Source organism: Brevundimonas sp. UBA2503, assembly GCF_002341485.1.
Classification (GTDB): domain Bacteria; phylum Pseudomonadota; class Alphaproteobacteria; order Caulobacterales; family Caulobacteraceae; genus Brevundimonas; species Brevundimonas halotolerans.
The window spans coordinates 37,072-60,184 of sequence record NZ_DDOD01000002.1 but is presented as its reverse complement, the minus strand read 5'-3'; the positions used below and the strand labels follow the sequence as shown (position 1 = coordinate 60,184).

23 protein-coding genes are annotated in these 23,113 nt (G+C 66.4%); 13 read left to right on the top strand and 10 right to left on the bottom strand.

Annotation, left to right across the window (positions count from 1 at the left end; translation table 11 throughout):
- Nucleotides 1-51: 51 nt before the first annotated feature.
- Nucleotides 52-1,038: a 2-hydroxyacid dehydrogenase gene (locus B4K74_RS00490; protein ID WP_286691288.1), complete on the bottom strand. Its 987-nt coding sequence runs from the start codon at nt 1,036-1,038 to the stop codon at nt 52-54.
- 35 nt (nt 1,039-1,073) lie between these two features.
- Between B4K74_RS00490 and B4K74_RS00485 the strand changes: the two genes are divergently transcribed.
- The 3 genes from B4K74_RS00485 (at nt 1,074) to fabB (ending at nt 3,569) form a co-directional block, all read left to right on the top strand.
- Nucleotides 1,074-1,661 (top strand): SH3 domain-containing protein, encoded by a 588-nt coding sequence (locus B4K74_RS00485; RefSeq protein ID WP_286691287.1) that lies wholly within the window; start codon nt 1,074-1,076, stop codon nt 1,659-1,661.
- Between the two features lie 79 nt (nt 1,662-1,740).
- Entirely contained in the window at nt 1,741-2,271 is a 531-nt protein-coding gene (gene fabA, locus B4K74_RS00480; RefSeq protein ID WP_286691286.1) for a 3-hydroxyacyl-[acyl-carrier-protein] dehydratase FabA, read from the top strand.
- 80 nt (nt 2,272-2,351) lie between these two features.
- A complete protein-coding gene (gene fabB / locus B4K74_RS00475) occupies nt 2,352-3,569 on the top strand; it encodes a beta-ketoacyl-ACP synthase I (RefSeq protein ID WP_286691285.1) in 1,218 nt (405 codons plus the stop codon).
- A gap of 4 nt (nt 3,570-3,573) precedes the next feature.
- Here fabB and B4K74_RS00470 read toward each other — a convergent pair whose 3' ends face one another.
- The gene (locus B4K74_RS00470) at nt 3,574-4,089 is read right to left on the bottom strand and encodes a hypothetical protein (protein ID WP_286691284.1); all 516 of its coding nucleotides are present in this window, start codon (nt 4,087-4,089) and stop codon (nt 3,574-3,576) included.
- Between the two features lie 175 nt (nt 4,090-4,264).
- Between B4K74_RS00470 and B4K74_RS00465 the strand changes: the two genes are divergently transcribed.
- The 3 genes from B4K74_RS00465 to B4K74_RS00455 all read left to right on the top strand — a co-directional run bounded on the left by B4K74_RS00465 (nt 4,265) and on the right by B4K74_RS00455 (nt 6,612).
- The gene (locus tag B4K74_RS00465) at nt 4,265-5,446 is read left to right on the top strand and encodes a cation:proton antiporter (protein ID WP_286691319.1); all 1,182 of its coding nucleotides are present in this window, start codon (nt 4,265-4,267) and stop codon (nt 5,444-5,446) included.
- Between the two features lie 60 nt (nt 5,447-5,506).
- Nucleotides 5,507-6,325, top strand: a complete 819-nt coding sequence (locus B4K74_RS00460) for an enoyl-ACP reductase FabI (RefSeq protein WP_123286226.1) — start codon at nt 5,507-5,509, stop codon at nt 6,323-6,325.
- 110 nt (nt 6,326-6,435) lie between these two features.
- On the top strand, nt 6,436-6,612 hold the full coding sequence (locus B4K74_RS00455) for a YegP family protein (protein ID WP_123286216.1): 177 nt from the start codon (nt 6,436-6,438) through the stop codon (nt 6,610-6,612).
- Here B4K74_RS00455 and rimM read toward each other — a convergent pair.
- From rimM to ffh, 3 genes are all read right to left on the bottom strand, one after another.
- On the bottom strand, nt 6,609-7,133 hold the full coding sequence (gene rimM / locus B4K74_RS00450) for a ribosome maturation factor RimM (protein ID WP_241153100.1): 525 nt from the start codon (nt 7,131-7,133) through the stop codon (nt 6,609-6,611). The two genes, B4K74_RS00455 and rimM, sit on opposite strands and share 4 nt — an antisense overlap.
- A 191-nt stretch (nt 7,134-7,324) precedes the next feature.
- The gene (gene rpsP / locus B4K74_RS00445; protein ID WP_123286218.1) at nt 7,325-7,909 is read right to left on the bottom strand and encodes a 30S ribosomal protein S16; all 585 of its coding nucleotides are present in this window, start codon (nt 7,907-7,909) and stop codon (nt 7,325-7,327) included.
- 29 nt (nt 7,910-7,938) lie between these two features.
- Nucleotides 7,939-9,462: a signal recognition particle protein gene (gene ffh, locus B4K74_RS00440; RefSeq protein ID WP_123286219.1), complete on the bottom strand. Its 1,524-nt coding sequence runs from the start codon at nt 9,460-9,462 to the stop codon at nt 7,939-7,941.
- A gap of 307 nt (nt 9,463-9,769) precedes the next feature.
- On the opposite strand from ffh, the gene ppc reads away from it, so the two are divergent.
- Nucleotides 9,770-12,493: a phosphoenolpyruvate carboxylase gene (ppc, locus tag B4K74_RS00435; protein ID WP_286691283.1), complete on the top strand. Its 2,724-nt coding sequence runs from the start codon at nt 9,770-9,772 to the stop codon at nt 12,491-12,493.
- Nucleotides 12,494-12,565: 72 nt separating this feature from the next.
- Here the strand turns inward: ppc and B4K74_RS00430 are convergent, their stop codons facing one another.
- A complete protein-coding gene (locus tag B4K74_RS00430) occupies nt 12,566-14,752 on the bottom strand; it encodes a M3 family metallopeptidase (RefSeq protein ID WP_286691282.1) in 2,187 nt (728 codons plus the stop codon).
- A gap of 185 nt (nt 14,753-14,937) precedes the next feature.
- Here B4K74_RS00430 and B4K74_RS00425 point away from each other — a divergent pair, with 185 nt between their 5' ends.
- Both B4K74_RS00425 and B4K74_RS00420 read left to right on the top strand, forming a co-directional pair.
- Complete coding sequence (locus B4K74_RS00425; RefSeq protein WP_123286228.1) at nt 14,938-15,801, top strand: glutamate racemase; 864 nt, start codon at nt 14,938-14,940, stop codon at nt 15,799-15,801.
- Nucleotides 15,802-15,845: 44 nt separating this feature from the next.
- Nucleotides 15,846-16,379, top strand: a complete 534-nt coding sequence (locus B4K74_RS00420; RefSeq protein ID WP_286691281.1) for a hypothetical protein — start codon at nt 15,846-15,848, stop codon at nt 16,377-16,379.
- Here B4K74_RS00420 and B4K74_RS00415 read toward each other — a convergent pair whose 3' ends face one another.
- On the bottom strand, nt 16,380-16,913 hold the full coding sequence (locus tag B4K74_RS00415; protein ID WP_286691280.1) for a carboxymuconolactone decarboxylase family protein: 534 nt from the start codon (nt 16,911-16,913) through the stop codon (nt 16,380-16,382).
- A 201-nt stretch (nt 16,914-17,114) separates the two neighbouring features.
- On the bottom strand, nt 17,115-17,669 hold the full coding sequence (locus B4K74_RS00410; protein ID WP_123286223.1) for a peroxiredoxin: 555 nt from the start codon (nt 17,667-17,669) through the stop codon (nt 17,115-17,117).
- 174 nt (nt 17,670-17,843) lie between these two features.
- On the opposite strand from B4K74_RS00410, the gene B4K74_RS00405 reads away from it, so the two are divergent.
- On the top strand, nt 17,844-18,731 hold the full coding sequence (locus B4K74_RS00405; protein ID WP_286691279.1) for a hydrogen peroxide-inducible genes activator: 888 nt from the start codon (nt 17,844-17,846) through the stop codon (nt 18,729-18,731).
- 72 nt (nt 18,732-18,803) lie between these two features.
- Here B4K74_RS00405 and B4K74_RS00400 read toward each other — a convergent pair whose 3' ends face one another.
- Nucleotides 18,804-19,085: a hypothetical protein gene (locus B4K74_RS00400; protein WP_164461895.1), complete on the bottom strand. Its 282-nt coding sequence runs from the start codon at nt 19,083-19,085 to the stop codon at nt 18,804-18,806.
- 90 nt (nt 19,086-19,175) lie between these two features.
- On the opposite strand from B4K74_RS00400, the gene B4K74_RS00395 reads away from it, so the two are divergent.
- From B4K74_RS00395 to B4K74_RS00385, 3 genes are all read left to right on the top strand, one after another.
- A protein-coding gene (locus B4K74_RS00395) for an IS5 family transposase (RefSeq protein ID WP_123286916.1) occupies nt 19,176-19,942 on the top strand; the annotation gives its coding sequence in 2 pieces (ribosomal slippage) (nt 19,176-19,488 and nt 19,488-19,942; 768 coding nt in all).
- Nucleotides 19,943-20,002: 60 nt separating this feature from the next.
- Complete coding sequence (locus tag B4K74_RS00390) at nt 20,003-20,536, top strand: hypothetical protein (RefSeq protein ID WP_123286270.1); 534 nt, start codon at nt 20,003-20,005, stop codon at nt 20,534-20,536.
- Nucleotides 20,536-21,009 carry a hypothetical protein gene (locus B4K74_RS00385; RefSeq protein ID WP_286691278.1) on the top strand — a complete coding sequence of 158 codons (474 nt, stop codon included), beginning with the start codon at nt 20,536-20,538 and terminating at the stop codon, nt 21,007-21,009. Before B4K74_RS00390 ends, B4K74_RS00385 begins: the two co-directional genes overlap by 1 nt.
- Nucleotides 21,010-21,061: 52 nt before the next feature.
- Here B4K74_RS00385 and acnA read toward each other — a convergent pair.
- Nucleotides 21,062-23,113 (bottom strand): aconitate hydratase AcnA (gene acnA, locus B4K74_RS00380; RefSeq protein ID WP_286691277.1); only part of this gene is annotated, 2,052 nt, incomplete at its 5' end.

Here is a 23,113-nt window from a genome sequence, read left to right as displayed (position 1 = left end):
CCGCAACACAACTCGGGGAAATCGACCACGCGGGCCACAACCCGTCAAGCGCTACAGCATCGCCGGAATGACGCGGTCGGGGGGCCTGTGTCCATTCTGGAACGTCATAATGTTGGCGATCACCCGATCGCCCATGTCCTGCCGCGACTCCAGCGTCGCCGAGCCCAGATGCGGCATCAGCACGACCTCGGCCCGGTTCAGCAGGCCGGGGTGAACGACGGGCTCCTGTTCGAACACATCCAGGCCGACGCCCCCCAGCGCGCGCCGGCCGACCGCCTCAGCCAGCGCCGCCTCATCGATCAGCTCGCCCCGCGCCGTATTGATCAGGATCGCGTGCGGCGCCAGCAGGGCCAGCCGGCAGGCATCCATCAGATGATGCGTCTCGCGCGTCGCCGGGCAGTTGAGGGAAATGATGTCCATGCGGTGCAGCATGGCGTCGAGGTCGTCCCACCAGGTGGCCTGGAGATCCTCTACGATCATCGGGCTCAGCGGCTTGCGGTTATGATAGTGCACCTGCATGCCGAACGCGCGCGCGCGCCGGGCCAGGGCCTGGCCGATCCGGCCCATGCCGACGATGCCCAGTCGCTTGCCCCACAGCTTGCGGCCGCACATCCAGGTCGGGGTCCAGCCCGAGAATTCCCCTTTCTGAACAACGCCTGCGCCCTCGACCAGTCGTCGGCTGACCGCCAGGATCAGCCCCATGGCCAGATCGGCGGTATCCTCGGTCAGGACCCCCGGCGTATTGGTCACGATCAGCCCGCGCCCGACCGCCGCCTCGACATCAATGTGATCCACGCCCGCCCCGAAATTAGCGATCATTTTCAACTGCCCACCGGATTTCGACAGCAGATCGGCGTCGATCCGATCGGTGATGGTCGGCACCAGAACCTCCGCCCGGCCGATGGCGTCTTCCAGCGCCGCGCGGCTGAAGGGCTCGTCCTTCAGGTTCAGCTCGGCATCGAACAGCTCGCGCATGCGCGTTTCCACCGCGTCCGGCAGGCGTCTGGTTAACACGACCTTAAGTCTGCGGCTCGACATTGGCGGGGACTTTGGAACTGGAGGATCGAAGCGGGATGGCAAGGGTGTCTAGCAGCCCCCTGACCCAAGGCCAAAGGGGACGCCGTATCGCCGGTGTCACGGCGGCGGCGTTTGGGCTGTTCGTGATGCTCTCGGGACAGGCTGTCCGGCCTGACGGGCGGCCGACCCCCAGCAGCTATCCCGTGCCCCGCTGGATCACCCTCAAGGCGGATCAGGTCCACGCCCGCAAGGGGCCGGGGCTGGATCACCAGATTCTGTGGACCTATCAGGTCGCGGGCCTGCCGGTGCAGGTGGTGGCCGAGACCTTTGAGTGGCGCAAGATCTGCGATCCCGAGGGCTCGCTGGTCTGGGTTCACCGCAGCACCACCTCGGGCCGCCGGACGGTGCTGAACCGCGGCGACGCGGCGATCGAGGTTCGCTCAGCCCGACGCGAGGATGCGAGCATCCGTGCCCGGTTGTCGCCCCATGCCCTGGTACCCATCATCGACTGCGAGGACGGCTGGTGCGAGGTCCGCTCGGGCCGCGTCCGGGGCTGGGTCCGTGAGGCCGCTGTGTTCGGCACCCAGGCCTCCCCCCTGTGCGAAGCCAACCGCCCCGCCGGGCCCGCCCCTCGCCGGCGCTGAGCGCCTTTCGCGGAACCCTTGCCGGTTGACCGGGGCGATTTCACGTGTCACGCCCGCCGCTCAGCATACGGAGGCCCCCTTGAGCCAGTCAGAACGCCCGTCTTCCTATGACTATGAGGCCCTGCTCGCCTCTGGCCGGGGCGAGCTTTTCGGCCCGGGCAATGCCCAGTTGCCAGCCCCGCCCATGCTCATGTTCGACCGCATCACCCGGATCAACGATGACGGCGGCGTGCACGGCAAGGGCTATGTTGAGGCCGAGCTCGACGTGCATCCCGACCTCTGGTTCTTCAAATGCCACTTCATCGGCGACCCGGTCATGCCGGGTTGCCTGGGTCTGGATGCCATGTGGCAGTTGGTTGGCTTCTACCTCGGCTGGATCGGCGGTCCCGGAAAGGGGCGCGCCCTGGGCGTGGGCGAGGTCAAGTTCACCGGTCAGGTGCAGCCGGACGTCAAGAAGGTCGTCTACAAGATCGACCTGAAGCGGGTGATCAACCGCCGTCTGGTGATGGGCATCGCCGACGGGGTTCTCGAAGCCGATGGCGAGCCTATCTATACAGCCACGGACATGCGCGTTGGCCTGTTCGGCGGCCAGGAAACCAAGGCCGAATAGTCGGGGCCATCACCCCACAGGACAGGCTGGAAGGATCGCGGATTACGCGGCGGAATAACGGACAGGATCAGGAAAACAGCATGCGGCGCGTCGTAGTTACAGGATTGGGGATTGTCTCATCGATCGGGACCGGCGCCGCCGCGGTCACCGACTCCTTGAAACAGGCCCGTTCGGGCGTGGTCGCCGCCCCGGATCACACCACTCATGGATTCCGCAGCCAGGTCTGGGCTCCGCCGAAAATCGGCGACTGGACCGAGCTTGTCGATCGCCGCGCCTCGCGCTTTCTGGCCGACGGCACCGCCTGGGCCCACGTCGCCTTTGAGGAGGCGCTGGCCTCCAGCGGGATGACTCCGGACGAGATCAAGGACGAGCGGATCGGCTTGATCGTCGGCGAGGGCGGTCCCTCGACCCGCGTCATTCTGGAAGCGGCCCAGATCACCATCGACAAGGGCGCACCCAAGCGGATCGGCCCGTTCGCCGTGCCCAAGGCCATGGCCTCCGGACCCTCGGCCGTGCTGGCCACTTGGTTCCAGATGAAGGGCATCAACTATTCGATCAGCTCGGCCTGTGCGACCAGCGCCCACTGCATCGGCGCGGCTGCCGAACAGATCGCCTGGGGCAAGCAGGACGTGGTCTTTGCCGGCGGCTGCGAGGACATCCACTGGTCGATGTCGAACCTGTTCGATGCCATGGGCGCCATGTCCTCGAACTTCAACGAAACGCCCTCGGTCGCCTCGCGCGCCTATGATGCGGCCCGGGACGGCTTTGTCATCGCCGGCGGCGCAGGCATCGTGGTTCTGGAAGAGTATGAGCGCGCAAAAGCACGCGGCGCGACCATCCTCGCCGAAGTCACCGGCTATGGGGCCAATTCCGACGGCTACGACATGGTCGCCCCGTCGGGCGAAGGCGCCGAGCGCTGCATGAAGATCGCGCTGGAGATGGCCGGTAATCCGCGCATCGACTATCTGAATCCGCACGGCACCTCGACGCCGGTCGGCGATTCCAAAGAGATGGGCGCGGTTCGCAATGTCTTCGGCGACCGCATGCCGATGATCTCCTCGACCAAGTCCCTGACCGGCCACAGCTTGGGTGCGGCCGGTGCGCAGGAAGCCATCTACTGCCTGCTGATGATGCAGAACGGCTTTGCCGCCGAAAGCGCCCACATCGAAAATCTCGACCCCGAGTTCGAGGGCATGCCCATCCTGCGGCAGCGCCACGACGGCGAACTGACCCACGTCATGTCCAATTCGTTTGGATTCGGCGGCACCAACGGCACCCTGATCCTGTCGAAGGTCTGACCGGCTACCAGCCGCTTTCGGCGCCCGCTGCGGTGATGCATCCGGCGAGGGCATTCAGGTCTTCGTCGAACTGCGCTGTGCCCGCATAGAGTACTGAGGCGGGATTCAGCGCCGCCGTTTGCCGCTCGTCCGAGTGCGGCTGTCCGCCGATGCCGATGCAACGGGCTTGGGCCGTGCCTCCCTCGCCCGGCCCGACCAGGACGACCACGTGGACCGGGCGCACCTGTTTCAGGTCCTGTTCGGCGATCTGGTAGCGGACACAGACCTCGGCCCCGCTGATCGAACTGTCCATACAGCGCTCAAGGCTTTCCGGCTCGAACTGCGAGGGCTGGTACTCGAACCAGGCCGACGGTTCGCCCGCCCGCTCCACCAGACGCTCGACGTAACGGCCCTGTTCGTAGGTGGCGCTGTCGAGGGCCAGCACCTCAATGGCCATGGGCAGGCGGGGCGGGGCGGCCGTCCCCGCAGCCAGCAGGGCCGCGCCAAGGATGCCAAATGCAGTCAGGAAGGGAACGCGCATGACGCTGGGGCCTTCTGTAGCGGGCCAACGGCCCCTCTGACCGCACTCTAGCGGAGGGCGCGTGAAGCGGCCAATATTGTAAACCTGACGACCCGTCGCGCTTATCCGGAGTTCCCCCCTGGCGCCGCCTGATCCCTACATCCTGTTCCTGCTCGGCCTCGGCGCTGTCGTGTTGATGGTGTCCTGGGCCCCGGTGGGGCTGAGGAAGACGCCGCTGACGCTGGCCATTGTCTGCGTCCTGCTGGGTGTGGCGGTCTTCAGTCTCGGCTGGCTGGGGTTCGACCCCGATCCCCGGACCTGGGATACCATCACCGAACGCCTGACCGAGGTTGTGGTCATCATCAGCCTGATGGGTGCGGGTCTGAAGCTGGACCGCAAGGTGGGCTGGCGCAGCTGGAATTCGACCTGGCGGCTGCTGGCCATCGCCATGCCCCTGACCATCCTCGGTGTTATGGCGTTGGGCCTGTACGGCCTCGGCTTTTCACTGGCCATGGCCCTGTTGCTGGGGGCGTCTCTGGCCCCGACAGACCCGGTGCTGGCCGCCGATGTCCAGGTGGGGCCGCCCAAGTCCGGCGACGAGGACGAGGTGCGCTTTGGCCTCACCTCCGAAGCGGGCCTGAACGACTCCCTCGCCTTTCCCTTCGTCCATCTGGCCATTCTGGCCTCGGTCGGCGGGCTGGCCACCTCGGCGGGGTGGACGGACTGGGTCACCGTCAAGGTTTTCTGGAAGTTGCTGGCGGGGGCCGGGATCGGCTGGCTGGTCGGCAAGGGGCTTGGCTGGCTGATCTTCGCCAGCGAAAAGGCCGGGCTGTCGCGGCTGGGTGACGGGCTGGTGGCGCTGGCGGCGACCTTCATCGCCTATGCGGTCGCCGAGGTGGCCCACGGCTACGGATTCCTTGCCGTCTTCGTCTGCGGCGTCACGATCCGGGCCTGGGAGCGTGACAACGACTTCCACAAGGAGATGCACCATTTCGCGGATCAGTTCGAACGCCTGCTGATCATGCTGCTGCTGGTGCTGTTCGGCGGGGCGCTGGCCAATGGCCTGCTCTCATCCCTGACCTGGACGGACGCCGCCATCGGTCTGGCCATCCTGCTGATCGTGCGGCCCGTGGCGGGAGTGATCGCCATGATCGGCTCGCCTCATCCCTTCAGGGATCGGCTGCTTATGGCCTTTCTGGGCATCCGCGGGATCGGCTCGGTCTATTATGTCGCCTATGGCATCAACCATGGTGAGTTCGGCTCCAGCGAGCGGCTATGGGCCATTCTGGGCTTTGTCATCCTCGCCTCGATCGTCATCCATGGGGTGACGGCCACCCCCCTGCTTGAGCGGCTGCGGCGCTGGCGGACGACGCATTGAGCCTTTCCCCCCGGCGGAGGCCCTGCTAACCCTCCCGCCCTGATTTCCGAGGAGATGACCATGGCTTCCGACAGCGGCTGGACCTTCCCCACCGGCGACCTGATGAAGGGCAAGAAGGGCCTGATCCTGGGCGTCGCCAATTCCAACTCCATTGCCTGGGGTATCGCCCAGCAGCTGGCCGCCCAGGGCGCCGAGCTGGCCTTCACCTATCTGGGTGAGGGGCTGGAGCGCCGGGTGCGTCCGCTGGCCGAAAGCGTCGGCGCCAGGCTGATCGTTCAGGCTGACGTCACCGACGATGCCTCCATGGACGCGGCCTTTGCCGAGCTGGAAAAGACCTTCGGTACGATCGACTTCGTCGTCCATTCGGTGGCCTTCGCCAACAAGAATGAGCTGCAGGGCAGCTTCGTCGACAACACCACGCGCGACAGCTTCCTGCTGGCCATGAACATCTCGGTGTTCAGCTTCGTCGATGTGGCCAGACGCGCCGCGAAACTGATGCCGAACGGCGGGGCCATGATCACCATGACCTATCTGGGCGCCGAGCGGGCCATCCCCAACTACAACACCATGGGCGTGGCCAAGGCCGGTCTGGAGGCCGCCACCCGCTACATCGCCCGCGACCTGGGGCCCAAGGGCATTCGCGTCAACGCCATCTCGGCAGGGGCCATGCGCACCCTGTCGCTGGCCGGTATCTCCGGCGGTCGCGGCATGATCGCTCAGGGCCGCGCCATGTCGGCCATGAAGGAGGACACCTCAATGGAAGGCGTGGCCGGTTGCGCCCTGTGGCTGTGCTCGGACCTCGGCTTTTCGACCACGGGCGAAGTCGTCCACGTCGACGCCGGCTTCCACATGATGGGTCTGGGCGACGCCGAAGACTGAAGCGGGCGTCCTGTCAAAAACCGGCCATTTCTGTGGTTGGCCTTGCGGCCACGGCATGCCAGCCTGAGACGGATCCGCTTCCGCTGGATCGCATCAGGGAGACGCCCGGCATGGCGCACACGTTCGAAATCTACAAGGACAAGGCCGGAGAGTTTCGGGTCCGCTTCAAATACAATTCCGAAGTGATGTTCTCGACCGAGGGCTATGCGTCCAGGGCCTCGGCCCAGAACGCGATCGACTCGATCAAGAAGAACGGCCCGGCAGCCCCGGTCGAAGACAACAGCTAGTCTGGCTCGCGTTCGCCGATCTCGGCGGGGCGTAACGCCCGCAGCCAACCGTCGGCGGTACGGATCTCCGGCACGGCCTCGCGCGTGAAGGTCAGGTACCAGGTCTGGCCGCCGCCAGCCGGGGTGATCTCCAGCATGTCGTCGGCGCCGAAATTCTGCACGGCCCGAACCGTCCCGATCACCGTATCGGTCGCATCGCGGGCCTCCAGTCCGATCAAGTCCGCCAGATAGAATTCGTCGTCCTCGGGCGGGGGCAGGCGGTCGCGCGGGATGAACAGCTTCAGGCCCCGCAGGGCGTCGGCGTCCTCCTTGGTCGCGACCTCGGCGGCACGGGCGACGATGCCCTTCTTGTCCGGCCGGGCGGTGGTCAGGGTCAGGCCGGTCGAGCCATCGGCGCGCAACAGGGTGCGGTACTCAAGCAGGGTCATGGGCGCGGCGGTGAAGGTGGTGATCCGCACCTCGCCCCGCACGCCGAACGATCCGCCCACCTGGGCCACAAGGATCAGTCTGTCGTCGCTCACACCATTCTCCGATTGACCCGGCGCCCGATTGTCCCGGTTCATGCCGGGACCCGGACCCTTACGCTGCCTGCCGCCAACAAAAAAGCGGTGCCCGTTCGCGGACACCGCCTTCCTGTCTCTGCGCCCCGGCCAAAGCCTGTCCTCGGGCCGACCTTTGGTCGGACCCGGGGGCCGGGGTGAGCGGATGAGGCTTAGGCCTCGGTCTTGTCTTCAGCAGCGGCCTCTTCGGCGGGAGCTTCTTCCGAAGCAGCTTCCTCAGCGGGAGCCTCTTCAGCCGGAGCTTCGGCAGCCGGAGCTTCCTCGGCGGGGGCTTCGGGCTCCGGAGCCGGCGGAGCGTTCTTGGCGGCTTCGGCCTCTTCCTTGGCCTTGGCAGCGGCTTCGGCAGCCTCGACCTTGGCGGCGGCTTCGGCTTCCAGACGGTCGGCTTCGCGCTGGGCGCGCTCGGCGGCGCGTTCCTGGGCCTTCTTGCCGGGCTGGGCCTTGTTCGGGTTGTTCGACTGGGTCCACTTGACCTTGCCGACCAGGGCTTCGTCCTGGCTCTGGCTGATAAAGCGGGCGACGCGGTCGGTCGGCTGCGCGCCCTTGCCCAGCCATTCCGAGATACGGTCGGCCTTCAGGGTGACGCGCGGCTTGTCGCCGTCCTTGGGCAGCATCGGGTTATAGGTGCCGACGCGTTCGATGAACTTGCCATCGCGCGGGGCGTGGCTATCGGCGATCACGATGTGATAGTAGGGGCGCTTCTTGGTGCCGCCACGCGACAGACGAATCTTCAGCATTTTCAGTCTCTTTCTTTAGGGAAAAGGGGTCAGGATTTCTTGGTGGGCAGACCGGGCAGGCCGGGCAGTCCACCGGGGGGCATGCCACCACCCAGACCGGACAGCCGGTCCTGGATGGCCTTCATTTCATCAGCCGAGGGTTCCGGCATCTTGCCGCCGCCCATGGCCTTCAGCCGGGCCATGTCAGGCTGGCCGGGTCCGCCGCCGAGACCACCCATCATGGCGGCCATCTGCTGCATCTTCCTGGGACCGCCGCGCGCCAGTGACTTGACCATGTCGGCCATCTGGCGGTGCTGTTTCAAAAGGCGGTTGATGTCCTGGACCTCGACGCCGGCGCCGGCGGCGATGCGCTTCTTGCGGCTGGCGTTCAGCAGGTCCGGCTTCTTGCGCTCGGTTTTCGTCATCGAGCTGAGGATGGCTTCCTGGCGGGCGATCATCCGGTCATCGACGCCGGTGTCGGCCATCTGGGCCTTCATCTTGGCTACGCCGGGCAGCATGCCCATGATGCCTTGAAGGCCGCCCATCTTCTTCATCTGCTGCAGCTGAGCCGCGAGGTCGTCCAGGTCGAACTTGCCCTTGGCCAGCTTTTTGGCCATGGCCTCGGCCTTGGACTGGTCGAGGTCCTGACTGGCCTTTTCGACCAGGGCGACGATATCGCCCTGTCCGAGAATGCGACCGGCGACCCGGCGGGCATCGAACACGTCCAGCGCGTCGACCTTTTCGCCCGCACCGATGTATTTGATCGGCAGGCCGGTGACGGCCCGCATCGACAGCATGGCCCCGCCGCGCCCGTCGCCGTCGGCGCGGGTCAGCACCAGACCGGTCAGCGGCAGCCGCTCGTGGAAGGCCTTGGCCGTGCGCACCGCATCCTGACCCGTCAGGCTGTCGGCGACCAGCAGGGTCTCGACGGGCTTCGAGACCGCCGCGACCTCGGCCACCTCATTCATCAGCCCCTCGTCCAGGGTGATGCGACCGGCGGTGTCGAGGATCAGGACGTCAAAGCCCTGCAGCTTCGCCGATTGCAGGGCCCGGCGGGTGATCTGGACGGCGCTCTCGCCCACCACGATCGGCAGGGTCGCGACCTCGATCTGTTCCCCCAGCTTGGCCAGCTGTTCCATGGCGGCCGGACGACGCGTGTCCAGCGAGGCCATCATGACCTTCTTGCGATCAAACTTGGTCAGACGCAGCGCCAGCTTGGCCGAGCTGGTGGTCTTGCCCGAGCCCTGCAGGCCGGCCATCAGGATCACGGCGGGCGGGGTGGCGTTCAGATTGATGCCGACGGGCTCTTCGCCGCCCAGCATTTCGATCAGGCCGTCATAGACGATCTTGACCACCTGATCGGCCGGCTTGACGGACCGGATAACCTCTTCGCCCTTGGCCTTTTCGCTGGCGAAGGCGATGAAGTCCTTGACCACCGGCAGGGCGACGTCGGCCTCCAGCAGGGCCACGCGCACTTCGCGCATCGCCTCGGCAATGTCCTTTTCGGACAGGGCGCCGCGACCGGTGATCCGGTCAAAGACGCCTGTCAGTCGCTCGTTCAGAGCCTCGAACATTCGATTCCTCGGTCAAGGCGCCGATCCATCCCTCGCTCCATGAGACTACGCCTCTGGCGACGATCACGTCGGCAGAGGGGGCTCGCCCGCCTCGTCCTCGCCAGCGGGAGGGGTCGTGCGGGTGGAGACGCAAGGATGACAAGCGCCGGAAGCGGCGGTGTATGGCGGAAAAGCTCCAAAAGGGCAAGCCGGGCACCAATCCGGGGCGCGCCGGGGGCACGGAACCGGACAAATTCCGTTACGCAGGGGCGTGCCGCCTGTCCTTGATGGGCCCGGGACGCCTATCGTTGATCTTCAAGGAGCCCTCATGACCGACACCCTGCCCGCCGAGACCGCGCCCCCCGACCGCCTGCGCGAAGAGGTCCGCCTGCTGGGCAGTGTGCTGGGCGACGTCATCCGCGAGGCGGGGGGTCAGGATCTGTATGACCGGATCGAGGCGGTCCGTCGCGCCTCGGTCGCCTATCACCGCGACGGCGCCGATACCCGCGACGTGTCCGAGCTGGAACGCCTGCTGGCCGGGCTCAGCTCGGAGCAGGCGGTGGGCCTGACCCATGGCTTTGCGGTCTTTTCCCTGCTGGCCAATGTCGCCGAGGATCGGGAGGCCCGCCGGCGTGCCCGCGAGGCGGAGGGCCAGGGCGCCGCGACCGACGATCGCCCGGACACGCCCGAGGCGGCGCTGGCCTGGCTGTCGGGCGGCGGCGCGGACCGCAAGGCGGTGGTCGATATCCTCGCCCGGGGCCTGATCTCACCGGTGCTGACGGCCCACCCGTCCGAGGTTCGGCGCAAGAGCGTGCTGGACCGGATCGCGGCCTTGTCGGCCCTGCTGGATGGGCGCGGCGAGGGGCAGGGGCCCAGTCCGGCCCTGCGGCGTCAGGTCTTCCTGCTGTGGGCCACGCGCCTGGTCCGCACCTCGGGCCTCGTGGTGCAGGACGAGATCGACACCGTCGTCTCCTTTCTGGAACAGGTGTTCCTGGAGGCCATACCGGAACACCTGAACGCCTGGCGCAAGCGGCTGGACGCGCCGCAGCTCAAGCCTTTCATGACGGTCGGCAGCTGGGTCGGTGGCGACCGCGACGGCAATCCCAATGTCGACGCCTCCGTCATGGACGCGGCCTTCCGCACCCAGACGCGGGCGGCGCTGGGGGCCTGTCTCGACTCGGTTCATGCGCTGGGGGCGGAGCTCAGCCTGTCCGAGGAACTGGTCGAGCCCACCCCCGAACTGACCGCCCTGTCGGACGCCTCGGGCGACACCTCGCCCCACCGCAAGGGCGAACCCTTCCGCCGGGCGCTGACCCAGATCTATGCGCGACTGGCCGCGGACTATCAGGCCAAGGTCGGCACACCCCCACCGCGTCCCGCTGGCTTTGCTGCTGATCCCTATGGGCGGCCCGAACCCTTCATCGCCGATCTGAAAGTGCTCCGCGACGCCCTGCAGACCGCCGATGCCCGGGCCTTCACCGATGATGCCCTGTCGCGTCTGATCGACCGGGTTGAGGCCTTCGGGTTCCATCTGGCCGTGATCGACATGCGCCAGAACGCCGATGTGCACGAGCGGGTCGTCGCCGACCTGTTCCGCGTCGCAGGGGTCGCCGATGACTATGACACGCGCGACGAGGCCGGGCGCATGGCCCTGCTGCGCGCCGAATTGGCCAGCCGCCGCCCGCTGTTCGTGCCGGGGGCCGGCGACTATGCCGACGAGACGCTCAAGGAACGCGCCATCCTGATGGCGGCCGCGCGCGCCATCGCGACCTTCGGCCCGGATGCTATCCGGACCTATATCGTCTCCAAGACCGAAAGCCCGTCTGACCTGCTCGAGGTCTATCTGGTGCTGAAGGAGGTCGGCCTGTTCGACCCGGCGACGCCGGAGGTCTGCCCCATCCAAGCTGTGCCCCTGTTCGAGACCATCACCGACCTGCAGGCGGCCCCCGCCACCCTCAAGGCCCTGATGGCCGAGCCCGCGCCGCTGGCGCTGGCCCGCGCACGCGGGGTGCAGGAGGTGATGATCGGCTACTCTGACTCCAACAAGGACGGCTCCTATCTCACCTCGACCTGGGAGCTGAACCACGCCTCGCGGGCGCTGCGCGATGTCGCGCGCGAGGCGGGCGTGGGCCTGCAGCTGTTCCACGGTCGGGGCGGGGCGGTCGGCCGGGGCGGTGGCTCCAGCTTTGCCGGGGTCGTGGCCCAGCCGCGCGGCACGGTCGAGGGCCGCATCCGCGTCACCGAACAGGGCGAGGTCATCGCCAACAAATACGGCGAACCCGGTGTGGCCCGGCGCAACCTCGATGCCCTGACCAGCGGCGTGGTGCTGGCGTCGTTGCGGAAGGAAAGCGGGGAAGGTCCGGCCGAACGCCACGGCGGTCTGATCTCCCGCCTCAGCGAGGCGTCGATGCAGGCGTATCGCGCCCTCGTCTATGAGACCGAGGGCTTCATCGACTATTTCCGCGCAGCAACGCCCATTTCGGAACTGTCCGAGCTCAAGATCGGCTCGCGCCCGGCCTCGCGCAGTTCATCGACGCGGATCGAGGACCTGCGGGCCATTCCCTGGGTGTTCAGCTGGAGCCAGTCGCGGGTCATGCTGCCCGGCTGGTACGGCTTCGGCTCGGCGCTGGCCACTCTCGACGCCGCCGAGGTCGACACGCTGAAGGGGCTGGTCGGGGACTGGCCCTTCCTCGCCACCCTGATCCAGAACATGGAAATGGTCATGGCCAAGTCGGACATGGCCGTAGCCCGCCGCTATGCCAGCCTCGTGCCGGACCGCGCGCTGGCCGATGATATCCACGGGCGGATCGCCGCCGAATGGCAGTTGACCCATGACGCCGTCATGCGCCTGACCGGCCAGTCCAGTCTGCTGGAACGACAGCCCGAACTGGCGCGCCTGATCCAGCTGCGCCTGCCCTATATCGAGCCGCTCAACCATGTGCAGGTCGAACTGATCCGCCGCCGCCGCGCCGGGGACGACGACCCCGCCGTGCGCGAGGGCATCCTTGTCGCCCTGAACGGCATTGCCGCCGGGCTCCGGAACAGCGGCTGACAGAAAAAGGGCCGGAGGATCGCTCCCCCGGCCCCGTTCCATCGCTCAAGCAGCGAGCGCTAGCGTCAGTGTCTAGTTCACCGGAAAACCGCGAACGCGCAGCAGGGCGGCAACGTCCGGATCGCGACCCCGGAAGCGGCGATAGGCCTCGCCCCGGTCGGTGGTGTTGCCTTCAGCCAGAATGATCGCCTTGTACTTGCTGGCGATTTCCGGATTGAAGACGTCACCCGACTGCTCGAAATAGGCCCAGGTGTCGGCGTCCATCACTTCCGACCAGAGGTAGGAGTAATAGCCCGCCGAATAGGCGTCCGAGGTGAACAGGTGATTGAACTGCGGCAGGCGGTGCCGCATCACAATCTCGTCCGGCATGCCATAGCGCGCCAGGCTTTCCCGCTCGAAGGCATCGATGTCGGTCGGCGGGGTGGCGCGGGTGTGCAGGTCCATGTCGACCAGGGCCGACGACAGATAGCTGACCGTGGCATAGCCCTGGTTGAAGGTGGACGCCGCCTCGATCTTGTCGACCAGTTCCTGGGGCATGGGCTGACCCGTTTCGACATGCTTCATGAAGCCGTCAAGGATCGGGCGCGACAGCACCCAGTGCTCGTGGACCTGCGACGGATACTCCACATAGTCACGCGGAGTGCCGCCCAGCGACGGGTAGGTCACCTTGTACGACAGATAGTGCAGGGCGTGGCCGAACTCGTGGAACAGGGTCTCGGCATCGTCCAGCGAGATCAGCAGCGGCTGGCCGGCCTCGGCCTTGATGAAGTTGTTGTTGTTCGAGACCAGCTGGTTGCCACCCCCGTCATAGGCCCAGCCCAGACGATAGCTGGTCATCCAGGCGCCCGACCGCTTGCCCGGGCGGGCAAAGTCGTCGGAATAGAACAGGCCGATGTGCCGGCCCGAAGCCTTGTCCTTGACCTCGAACACCTCGACGTCGGGGTGGAAGACCGGCACCGATCCGGCGGGCACGGGGGTGAAGGTGTACCCGTACAGCCGCTCGGCCATGTAGAAGGCACCGCGCTTGACCGCGTTCAGTTCGAAATAGGGCTTCAGCTCATTCTGATCGAGGTCGTATTTCTGCTTCCGGACCTTCTCGGCATAGTACAGATAATCCCACGGCTCGATGTCGTGACCGGCGATGGCGCGCATGTCGGCGACCTCTTCGGTGACACGCGCCTTGGCCGGTTCCCAGACCCGCATCATCAGGTCCATGGCGGCCTCGGGGGTCTTGGCCATGGTGTCCTGCATCCGCCATTCGGCATGGTGGGCATAGCCCAGCAGGCGGGCGCGCTCGGCCCTCAGCTTCACGATCTCGGCGATGGTGGCATTGGTGTCGTTGGCGCCGCCGTTGTCACCGCGATTGACGAACTTGCGCCAGACCTGCTCGCGCATGGCCCGGTCGTCGGCAAAGCTCAGATAGGGATCGACGCTGGAGCGCGTGTTGACGATCGCCCAGCCTTCCAGATCGCGGTCACGCGCGGCGGCTGCGGCTGCGGCCTTGTTCGACGCGGGCAGTCCGGCGGTCTGGGATTCGTCGGTCAGGACGGTCCAGGTGTTCTCGTCGGCCACCACGGCCTGGCCAAAGCGGGTGAAGGCGCTGGACAGGGCCGAGTTGATGCGGCCCAGCTCGGCCTTGCCGGCGGCATCCAGCGCGGCGCCGTTACGGGTAAAGCTGTCGCGGCTGCGCTCGGCGATGCGGGTCTGTTCGGGCGTCAGGCCCGCGGCACGGGCGCCGTCGGCCACGGCCTTGATGCGAGCAAACAGTCTGGCGTTGAAGGTCGTCTCGTCGCTGGCGGCCGACAGCAGCGGCGACACCTCGCGCTGGACGGCCTGATAGTCGGGCGAGCCGATGTTGGAGCTCATCACCCCGAACAGGCTGAGCGCACGGCCCAGCGGCTCTCCGGCCATCTGCATGGCGACCATGGTGTTGGCAAAGGTCGGCGGCTCGGGGTTGTCGGCGATGGCGTTGACCTCGGCCCGCTGCAGCTCGATGCCCTCGACAATGGCGACCTTCAGCTTGTCGGCGGTCACCGACGGCCAGGGCGGCACGCCTTCATAGGGGCCGGTCCACTTCTGCAGCAGTTCGGCGCGTGGGGTCTGTTGCGGCAGGACGGCGCGCGCGATCTCCGCATCGCGGGCGAGGGCCTCGGGGCTCAGGCCGGCGGGCGATCCGCCGCCCATGCCCATACCCATATTGGCGCAGCCGGTGAGGGCAAAAAGGCTGCCCCCTGCGGCGAGAAGCTGGCGTCTGTCCATGAAAAATGGCTCCCTTGATGATGTTGGAGCGCAGCTTAGGCCATGGCGCGCCCGCCGTCACCTGAACCGACTGTGATGACGGGCCGATGCGACCTTCCGCTCCGGGGCTTGCCACAGGTCCGGCACGCCGGGCATGAGGGATGACGGCGGGTCCGGCCCGTCCCGCGCGTGATGAAGGGGCCCTGATGGCCATTGGTGTGTTTGATTCCGGGGTGGGCGGCCTGACGATCCACCGCACCCTGACCCGCCGGTTTCCCGGCCGGAATTTCCTCTATCTGGCCGACCAGAAACACGCGCCCTACGGGGGGCTGAAGGGTGAGGAGATCGTCGATCTGACTCGCGCGGGCTGCGAGCGACTGTTCGCCGAGGGGGCGTCTGTCGTGGTTCTGGCCTGCAATACGGCGTCCGCCATCGCCCTGCGCCGCCTGCAGCAGACCTGGGTGCCAGAGGCCGCGCGAACCTTCGGCCGGCCCGTCAATGTGCTGGGCATCATCGTCCCGACCATAGAGGCCGCGACCGGCCTGCCGTGGACCTATGCCCGCGAGACCGACGACCGGTTCCGCGACGAGCGCAAGTCGGCGGTCGAGGTGCTGGGCCTGTTCTGCACCCAGGCCACGGCCCACAGCCGCGTCTATGAGATCGAGATCGACAAGCGGCGCGAGGACCTGGCCGTCTTCACCGAACCCTGTCCCGGTCTGGCGGGCCAGATCGAGGCGGGTGTCGACGAGGATGCACTGCGGACCACGGTGCGCGATCACGTCGATGCCCTGCGGCGCCGCATCGGGCGCTGGCCGGACAAGGTCATCCTCGGCTGCACCCACTATGGCATTGTCGCGCACCTGTTTGCCGAGGCCCTGCCCGAAGGCACGCCCGTCATCGGCCAGCCCGATGCCGTCGCCGATGCGCTGGACCGCTATTTCGCCCGCCATCCGGAATATGCGCTGGGTGATCAGGGGCGGCTGAGGTTCCTCACGACCGGCTCTCCCGGCGGTCAGAGCGAACGCGTCGAACGCTTCTGGGGCGAACCCCTGACCTTCGAGAAGGCTTGACCGCTGGACTGGTCAGGGCTTGGCTGAGTGCAGGAGGAACGACCATGCGATTGCTGATGTCCCTTGTTGCCGTGGCCTTGATCGGCCTTGGCCTTACGACAGCCCCGGCTTCCGCCGAGGTGGTCTCGCGGAGCGAGAATGCCTTCACCCTGAAGTTCGAGGGCCAGACCCGCCTCGGCACTGCCGGAGTGGCGGATGCGTTCTCAGAGGTAGGGCTGTGGTGGGACCCGGCCCACAGCTACACCGGCAGTGCCGCCAACCTCAGTCTGAATCTGGCACCCGGCGGATGCTGGTGCGAGGCCATGCCCGACGGCACGCAGTTCGACCACGGAAGAACAGTTTCAATCGTATTGGGCGAGATCCGTTTTCACGCCCCGTTCGGCCCTCTGCGCGACATGGCGACCCGGGCCGATCTGATCGTCACCTACCCGCTGGTCGGCGGCGTGGTCACGCCGACCTGGACCTTTATTGTAGAGGGCCCGGGCGTCGGTGCCCTGGCTGAGCTTGTCGATGGCGTGATCGGCGGCGGCTTTGCGCGCTGGATCGCCCACATGGACGCCCGCGCCGCCGCCCTCTGATCAGGCGTTCAGCGCTTCGGCCGAGGCAACCGCGCGGCTCGCGGCGTGCACCACGGCGCCGATGCGCAGGGCGGCCTGGACCTGGGGCGCGGTAAAGCCGTGCTGGCGCAAGGGCGCCTCGTGGGCATCAATACAGGCGCCGCAGCCGTTGATAGCCGACACCGCCGTGCACCACAGCTCGAAGTCCATCTTGTCGACGCCCGGATTGGCGATGACGTTCATGCGAAGTCGCGCGGGCAGGGTCCCGTATTCCCTGTTCTTCATCAGGTGCAGGGACCGGTAGTAGATGTTGTTCATGCCCATGATGGCGGCCGCTGCGCGGGCCGCATTCAGGGCCTCGGGCGACAGCTTGTCGGCCGCCGCGGCCTCGATGGCGCGGACCACGGGCACGGTCGCGACCGCATGGGCCGAGGCCAGGAAACAGCCCCACTTCTGCTGGTCATTCAGCACCGTCTCGCTGGCCAGCGAGCTGAGGTTCAACGAGATATCCCTGGCATAGGCCGGGATCAGATCGCGCAGGGCATCGAGGGACATTTTTGAGGTTTCCCTTCGGGAAGCGGCTACCGCTCGCGACGCGGTCGCTCGCTGCTTGAGCCGCATATGGACATTGATAGTTCGGGCGCGACCGCGCTCAAGTCGCGAGGCTCCGCGAGCCGAGCATAGCGCCCAAAAAAGGAAGCGAGCGCGGAAGGCGGCGATCATGTAACGCCGCCTTCCACATCTCAGGTCGCCGCCTTACGCGGCGAGCGTCTCGCCGCCGACGGGGCGGTTGCAGGCGCACAGTTCGTCGGTCTGCAGGGCATCGACGACACGCAGGGTGTCGGCCGGGGCGCGACCCACGTTCAGATTGGTCACATAGACGTGCTGGACGACATTGTGCGGATCGACGACGAAGGTGGCGCGCAGGGCGACGCCCTCTTCCTCGTTCAGAATGCCCAGCTCGCGGGCGAACTTGCCGCCGTTGTCGGCAAACTGCCAGATCGGCAGCTTGTTCAGGTCCGAGTGGTCGCGGCGCCAGGCCAGCTTGACGAACTCATTGTCGGTCGAGCCGCCGAGCACGACGGTGTCGCGGTCCTCGAAATCGCGGGCCAGCGAGGCGAATTCGGCGATTTCAGTCGGGCAGACGAAGGTGAAGTCCTTCGGATAGAAGAAGATGACCTTCCACTTGCCTTCAAAGCTGGTCTCGGTGATCGGCTCAAAGGCCGAGACGCCGTTCTCTTCGTGGCTGTTGAAGCCGGGCTTCACGCCGATGATCTTGAATGCAGGCAGTTTTTCGCCGACGCCGAGCATGGGCTCTCCTTGGGTCTGGGATGAAAGAATGTCACGGGCCGGGGGGAGCCGACCGCATGGCGGGGACTTGGGGGCTGCGGTCCCGGAAGTCAAATCAATCCTTTCGCATCCGCGAATAGATTTCGCTTATGCGAAGGCGTACACTGAACGTCCCGTTCCCCCGGAGTGTTCCGCGTGCTGCCCACCCTGCGCCAGCTGCAATATCTCAAACTCCTCGCCGAGCACGGCTCCTTCAGCCGTGCCGCCGAGGCCGCCCACGTCAGCCAGCCGGCGCTCAGCTCGGGTGTGCAGGAGCTGGAGCGTATCCTGGGCGCGGCCGTCGTCGAACGCACCCGGGGCCGGGTCCAGCTGACCGCCGTCGGCTCCGAGGCGGTGCGCCGGGCCGAAGATGTCCTGGCCCGCACCGAGGATCTGGTCGAGGCCGCGCGCAATGCGGGCAAGCCCCTGTCCGGCCGGTTCCGTCTCGGGCTCATCCCGACCGTCGCCCCCTTCCTGCTGCCCGCCAAGCTGCCGGGGTTGAAGGTCGCCTATCCGGCCCTGCGCCTGTTCATCCGCGAGGACCTGACCCCACGTCTGGTCGCCGGTCTGAAGGCGGGACAGCTGGATGCTGCCGTCATCGCCCTGCCCTATAATGCCCCTGGCATCGACCACGCCCGGATCGGCGATGACGAGATCCTCGCCGCCGCCCCCATCGGCCACCGGTTGGCGGGCACCGGGCCGATCCCGCCCGGGTCGCTCCGCGCCGATGACCTGATCCTGCTGGAAGACGGCCACTGCCTGCGCGACCAGGCGCTCGCCGCGTTCGATATCGAGGCCCCCCGCGGCGAGGACGTCTTCGCCGCGACCTCCCTGCATACGCTGGTGCAGATGGTCTCATCCGGCCTCGGGGTCAGCTTCCTGCCCCAGATGGCCGTGCGCGCCGGTCTTGCCGATGACCCGGGCGTGGTCGTCCGCCCCATCAGCGCCGACGCCCCGACGCGCGAAATCGTCGTGGCCTGGCGTACCGGCTCCAGCCGCGCCGCCGAAGCCCGCCTGCTGGCCGAGGCCCTGAAACTGGACTGACTTCCGGGGCTCAGCGACCGGTTTCATTGCTGAAAATACACTAGGCCGTGAACTCATAAACTGATGGGTCTGCTACCTCGCGCTTTTCCATTCGTCGACGAGGCGTCCAATCCGACTTGCGCGCTTTGCCAGCGGGGTATCTGATACACCATCGAAGTCCATCGCTCGCAGAATACCCCACCCTGGAGGCGTTTCTTCTCCCGCCTCGAGGTTGTTGCGCAATACGACAAACCAGTCTGCCCATCGTGTTTTTAGCGCCGGTTGCCATCCGCCAGCCAGTTCGTCGCCGCTCGGGGGACGTTGCAACTCATCCATCAGATTTGCGAGTTCTGTATTGAGAGGTTCGGGCAGCATCGAGTGATCCATGGTGTTGTCGCAGCATACCAATCTCAGTCAGGAATGCTCTGTCTTTTCTTTTGCTGAGGTTTCTGATTCAGCGGCCATATGAGCCGATATGACCTGACCGACTTTGAGTGGCGCGTGATCGAACCGCTCCTGCCCAACAAGCCTAGAGGTGTGCCGCGCGTCGATGATCGGCGCGTGCTGAACGGTATTTTCTGGGTGCTGCGTTCCGGTGCGCCTTGGCGTGACCTGCCCGAGCGTTATGGCCCGCGCACTACCTGCTATAACCGCTTCATCCGGTGGCGGAAGGCTGGCGTTTGGGACCGGATGATGGATACCATCGCAGCCGCCCATGACGGCGACATTCAGATGATCGACAGCACTTCCGTTCGCGCCCACCAACAGGCTGCGACGGCAAAAAGGGGGATCGAGATCATTGTCTCGGTCGTTCCCGAGGCGGGCTCACGACCAAAATCCATGCGGTCGTCGACGGGCAAGGTCTCCCGATCCGGCTTAGACTGACCGCTGGGCAAAGCCACGACGGGCAAGCGGCTGACGATCTACTCGATCATGTCAGCGCAGGAACAATCGTGCTGGCGGACAAGGCTTACGACGCCGACCGCATCCGCGCATCTCTCCGCGAGAAAGGGGCGTTCGCCAATATACCGCCCAAGGCCAATCGCCGGTCAAAACCGTACTTCAGCACATGGCTGTACCGTGAGCGCAACCTGATCGAGCGCTTCTTCTCCAAGCTGAAGCACTTCCGCAGGGTTGCAACCCGTTACGACAAGCTGGCCGAAAACTTCCTCGCCATGGTCCAACTCGCCTCGATGCGACTGTGGCTGCGCGTTTATGAGTCTACGGCCTAGGTCCGGGCGAAATCCCGGGTCATGACGCGGTTCAGGCCCTTCATAACCCCGGTTCCTGAAATGATCCGATCCGCCCTTGTTTCCGCTTCGGTGCTCGCCGTTCTGGCCAGCGCCGCCTGTGCTCCCGTCGTCGAGGGCGGCCCCCCGCTCGACCTGCCGCCCGGCCTGGCCGAGACCGCCTCGATCGGGACCATCTACATGTCCAGCGACTGGCTGCAGGTCGAGGACGATTTCTCCGACACCTTCGTGGACGAGGTCGGAGAGGAGATGCGCACCTGCGCCTACGGCACCTGGCCGCTCGACCTCAGGCTTCACGTCGAGGACGTGCACCGCGCCGGACGTCTGGAGGTCGCCCTCAACGGCGAAGGCCGGCACCAGGTCCGCGCCGTGGCCGAACTGGTCGATCCCAGCCGGGACAATCTGGTCGTGGGTCGCTACCCGCTGATCGTCGAGGTCGACGCCGGGGGCCGCATCGCCGGCATCTTCGGTGACCGCCAGATGATCGTGGCCGAGGCCTTCGGTCGGGCCCTGTGCGACGCCGCCTTCTCCCGCAACCCGCGCCGCCCCGGCCCGCACAACGCGACGCCGAACTGATGCGGTACGCGGGACTGACGGGTATCGTCACAGCATTGGCTCTGGGCGGATGCACGTCCGAATTCTGGGATTGGGATCCTGACACCCATATTGCGCTCGACCCTCTCACTGCCACCGGACTGCGTATCGACCGGATCGAGGTAAAGAGCAGTTACTACAGCCCGGCGGATGATTTCTCCGAAGCGTTCGTTCCCGCGTTTCGTCGCCAGACGGAGGCCTGCGCGCGTGGCGAGCGAGGTGTGCGGGCTGTGGTCTTCATCCATGCGCTGGATCGCGGATCGGATTTGATCGGAGAGGATGGGCGTGCGCAACTCTCAGGCAGTGTCGACCTGATCGACCGGCGCGGACGGGTGGTTGGGCGCTACCCCCTCTCGGCGGTCCTGTCTGACCGGAGAGACGACGTCGGCGCCCGCCGCGTCGCCCTGGGGGATGCGTTCGGCCGCCAGCTCTGCCGCGAAGCGTTCGGCGGATAAAGAAAAAGGCCGGAGCGAACCCCGGCCTTTTCCATCGCGGTCAGACTAAAGGTCAGTCGCGGGCCAGGTTCCGCAGCACATAGGGCATCACGCCGCCGGCGCTGAAATACTCCAGCTCGGTGGCATTATCGATGCGGCAGCGCACCGGGAAGCGGGCCATCTTGCCATCTGCGGCGCGGAACAGCTCGACCCACAGGTCCTGACGTGGCTTCAGCTTGCCGACATTGGCGTCCGACAGGCCGCGAATGGTGACGATCTCCTCGCCCGTCAGGCCCAGACGGGTCCAGCCGTCCTGTTTGAACTGCAGCGGCACCACGCCCATGCCGATCAGGTTCGACCGGTGAATGCGTTCATAGCTTTCGGCGATGACGGCGCGGACGCCCAGCAGGCGCGTGCCCTTGGCCGCCCAGTCGCGCGACGACCCGGTGCCGTATTCCTTGCCCGCGAACACCACCAGCGGACGGCCCTCGGACTGATAGCGCATGGCCGCGTCATAGATCGACATGGTGTCGCCCGACGGGAAGTGTTTGGTCACCCCGCCCTCGATCTCGGGCGTGATCTTGTTGCGGATGCGGATGTTGGCAAAGGTGCCGCGCATCATCACCTCGTGGTTACCGCGACGGGCCCCGTACGAGTTGAAGTCCAGCGCATCGACGCCATGATCGGTCAGATAGGCCCCGGCGGGCGAGCTCTTCTTGATCGAACCGGCCGGGCTGATGTGGTCGGTGGTGATCGAGTCGCCGAAGATGCCCAGGATGCGCGCCTCGACCACATCCGTGACGGCCGCCGGCTCCATGGTCATGCCGTCGAAATAGGGCGGGTTCTGCACATAGGTCGAGGTGTCGTCCCAGGCATAGGTCTGGCCACCGGCGGTCTCGATACCCTGCCAGTGCCGGTCGCCCTTGAAGACATCGGCATAGCGTTTGGCGAACATGGCCGGGGTGACCGACTTCCTCTGGATGTCGGCGATTTCCTGATTGGTCGGCCAGACGTCTTTCAGGAAGACGTCCTTGCCCTTCTTGTCCTTGCCGATCGGATCTTTCGTGATGTCGATGCGCATGGAACCGGCCAGGGCATAGGCCACGACCAGCGGCGGGCTGGCCAGATAGTTGGCCTGCACATCGGGGTTCACGCGGCCCTCGAAATTGCGGTTGCCCGACAGCACCGAGGTGGCGACCAGACCATTGTCATTGATGGCCTTCGAGATCGCCGGGTCCAGCGGACCCGAGTTACCGATACAGGTGGTGCAGCCATAGCCGACCAGGTTGAAGCCCATGGCGTTCAGGTCGTCCTGCAGACCGGCGGCGGTCAGATAGTCGGTGACCACCTGCGAGCCGGGGGCCAGCGAGGTCTTCACCCACGGCTTGACCGACAGGCCCAGCTTCCTGGCCTTGCGGGCCACCAGACCGGCGGCGATCAGCACCGACGGGTTGGAGGTATTGGTGCAGCTGGTGATGGCGGCGATCACCACATCGCCGTCGCCGAGGTCAAATTTTTCACCCTCGACGGCGACGCGCGGCGCGTCGGCGTCGCGGCTGAACACCTCGCCCAGCGCCGTCTGGAAGGCCGGGGCAGCATTGGTCAGTTCGACCCGGTCCTGCGGACGCTTGGGTCCGGCCAGCGACGGCACGACCTCGGCCATGTCCAGTTCCAGAACATCGGTGAACACCGGATCTTCGGAACTTTCGTCGATCCACAGGCCCTGCGCTTCGGCATAAGCCTTGACCAGCGCCACGCGCGCCTTGTCGCGCCCCGTGGCGGTCAGATAATCCAGCGTCGCCTGCGACACAGGGAAGAAGCCGCAGGTCGCGCCATATTCCGGGGCCATGTTGGCGATGGTGGCCTGGTCTTCGATGGTCAGGACGTTGACGCCCGGGCCGAAGAATTCGACGAACTTGCCGACCACGCCGCGCTTGCGCAGCATCTGGGTGACGGTCAGCACCAGATCGGTGGCCGTGGCCCCTTCCGGCAGGCGACCGGTCAGCTTGAAGCCCACCACTTCCGGGATCAGCATCGGGATCGGCTGGCCCAGCATCGCGGCCTCGGCCTCGATACCGCCCACGCCCCAGCCCAGAACCGAAAGGCCGTTGATCATGGTGGTGTG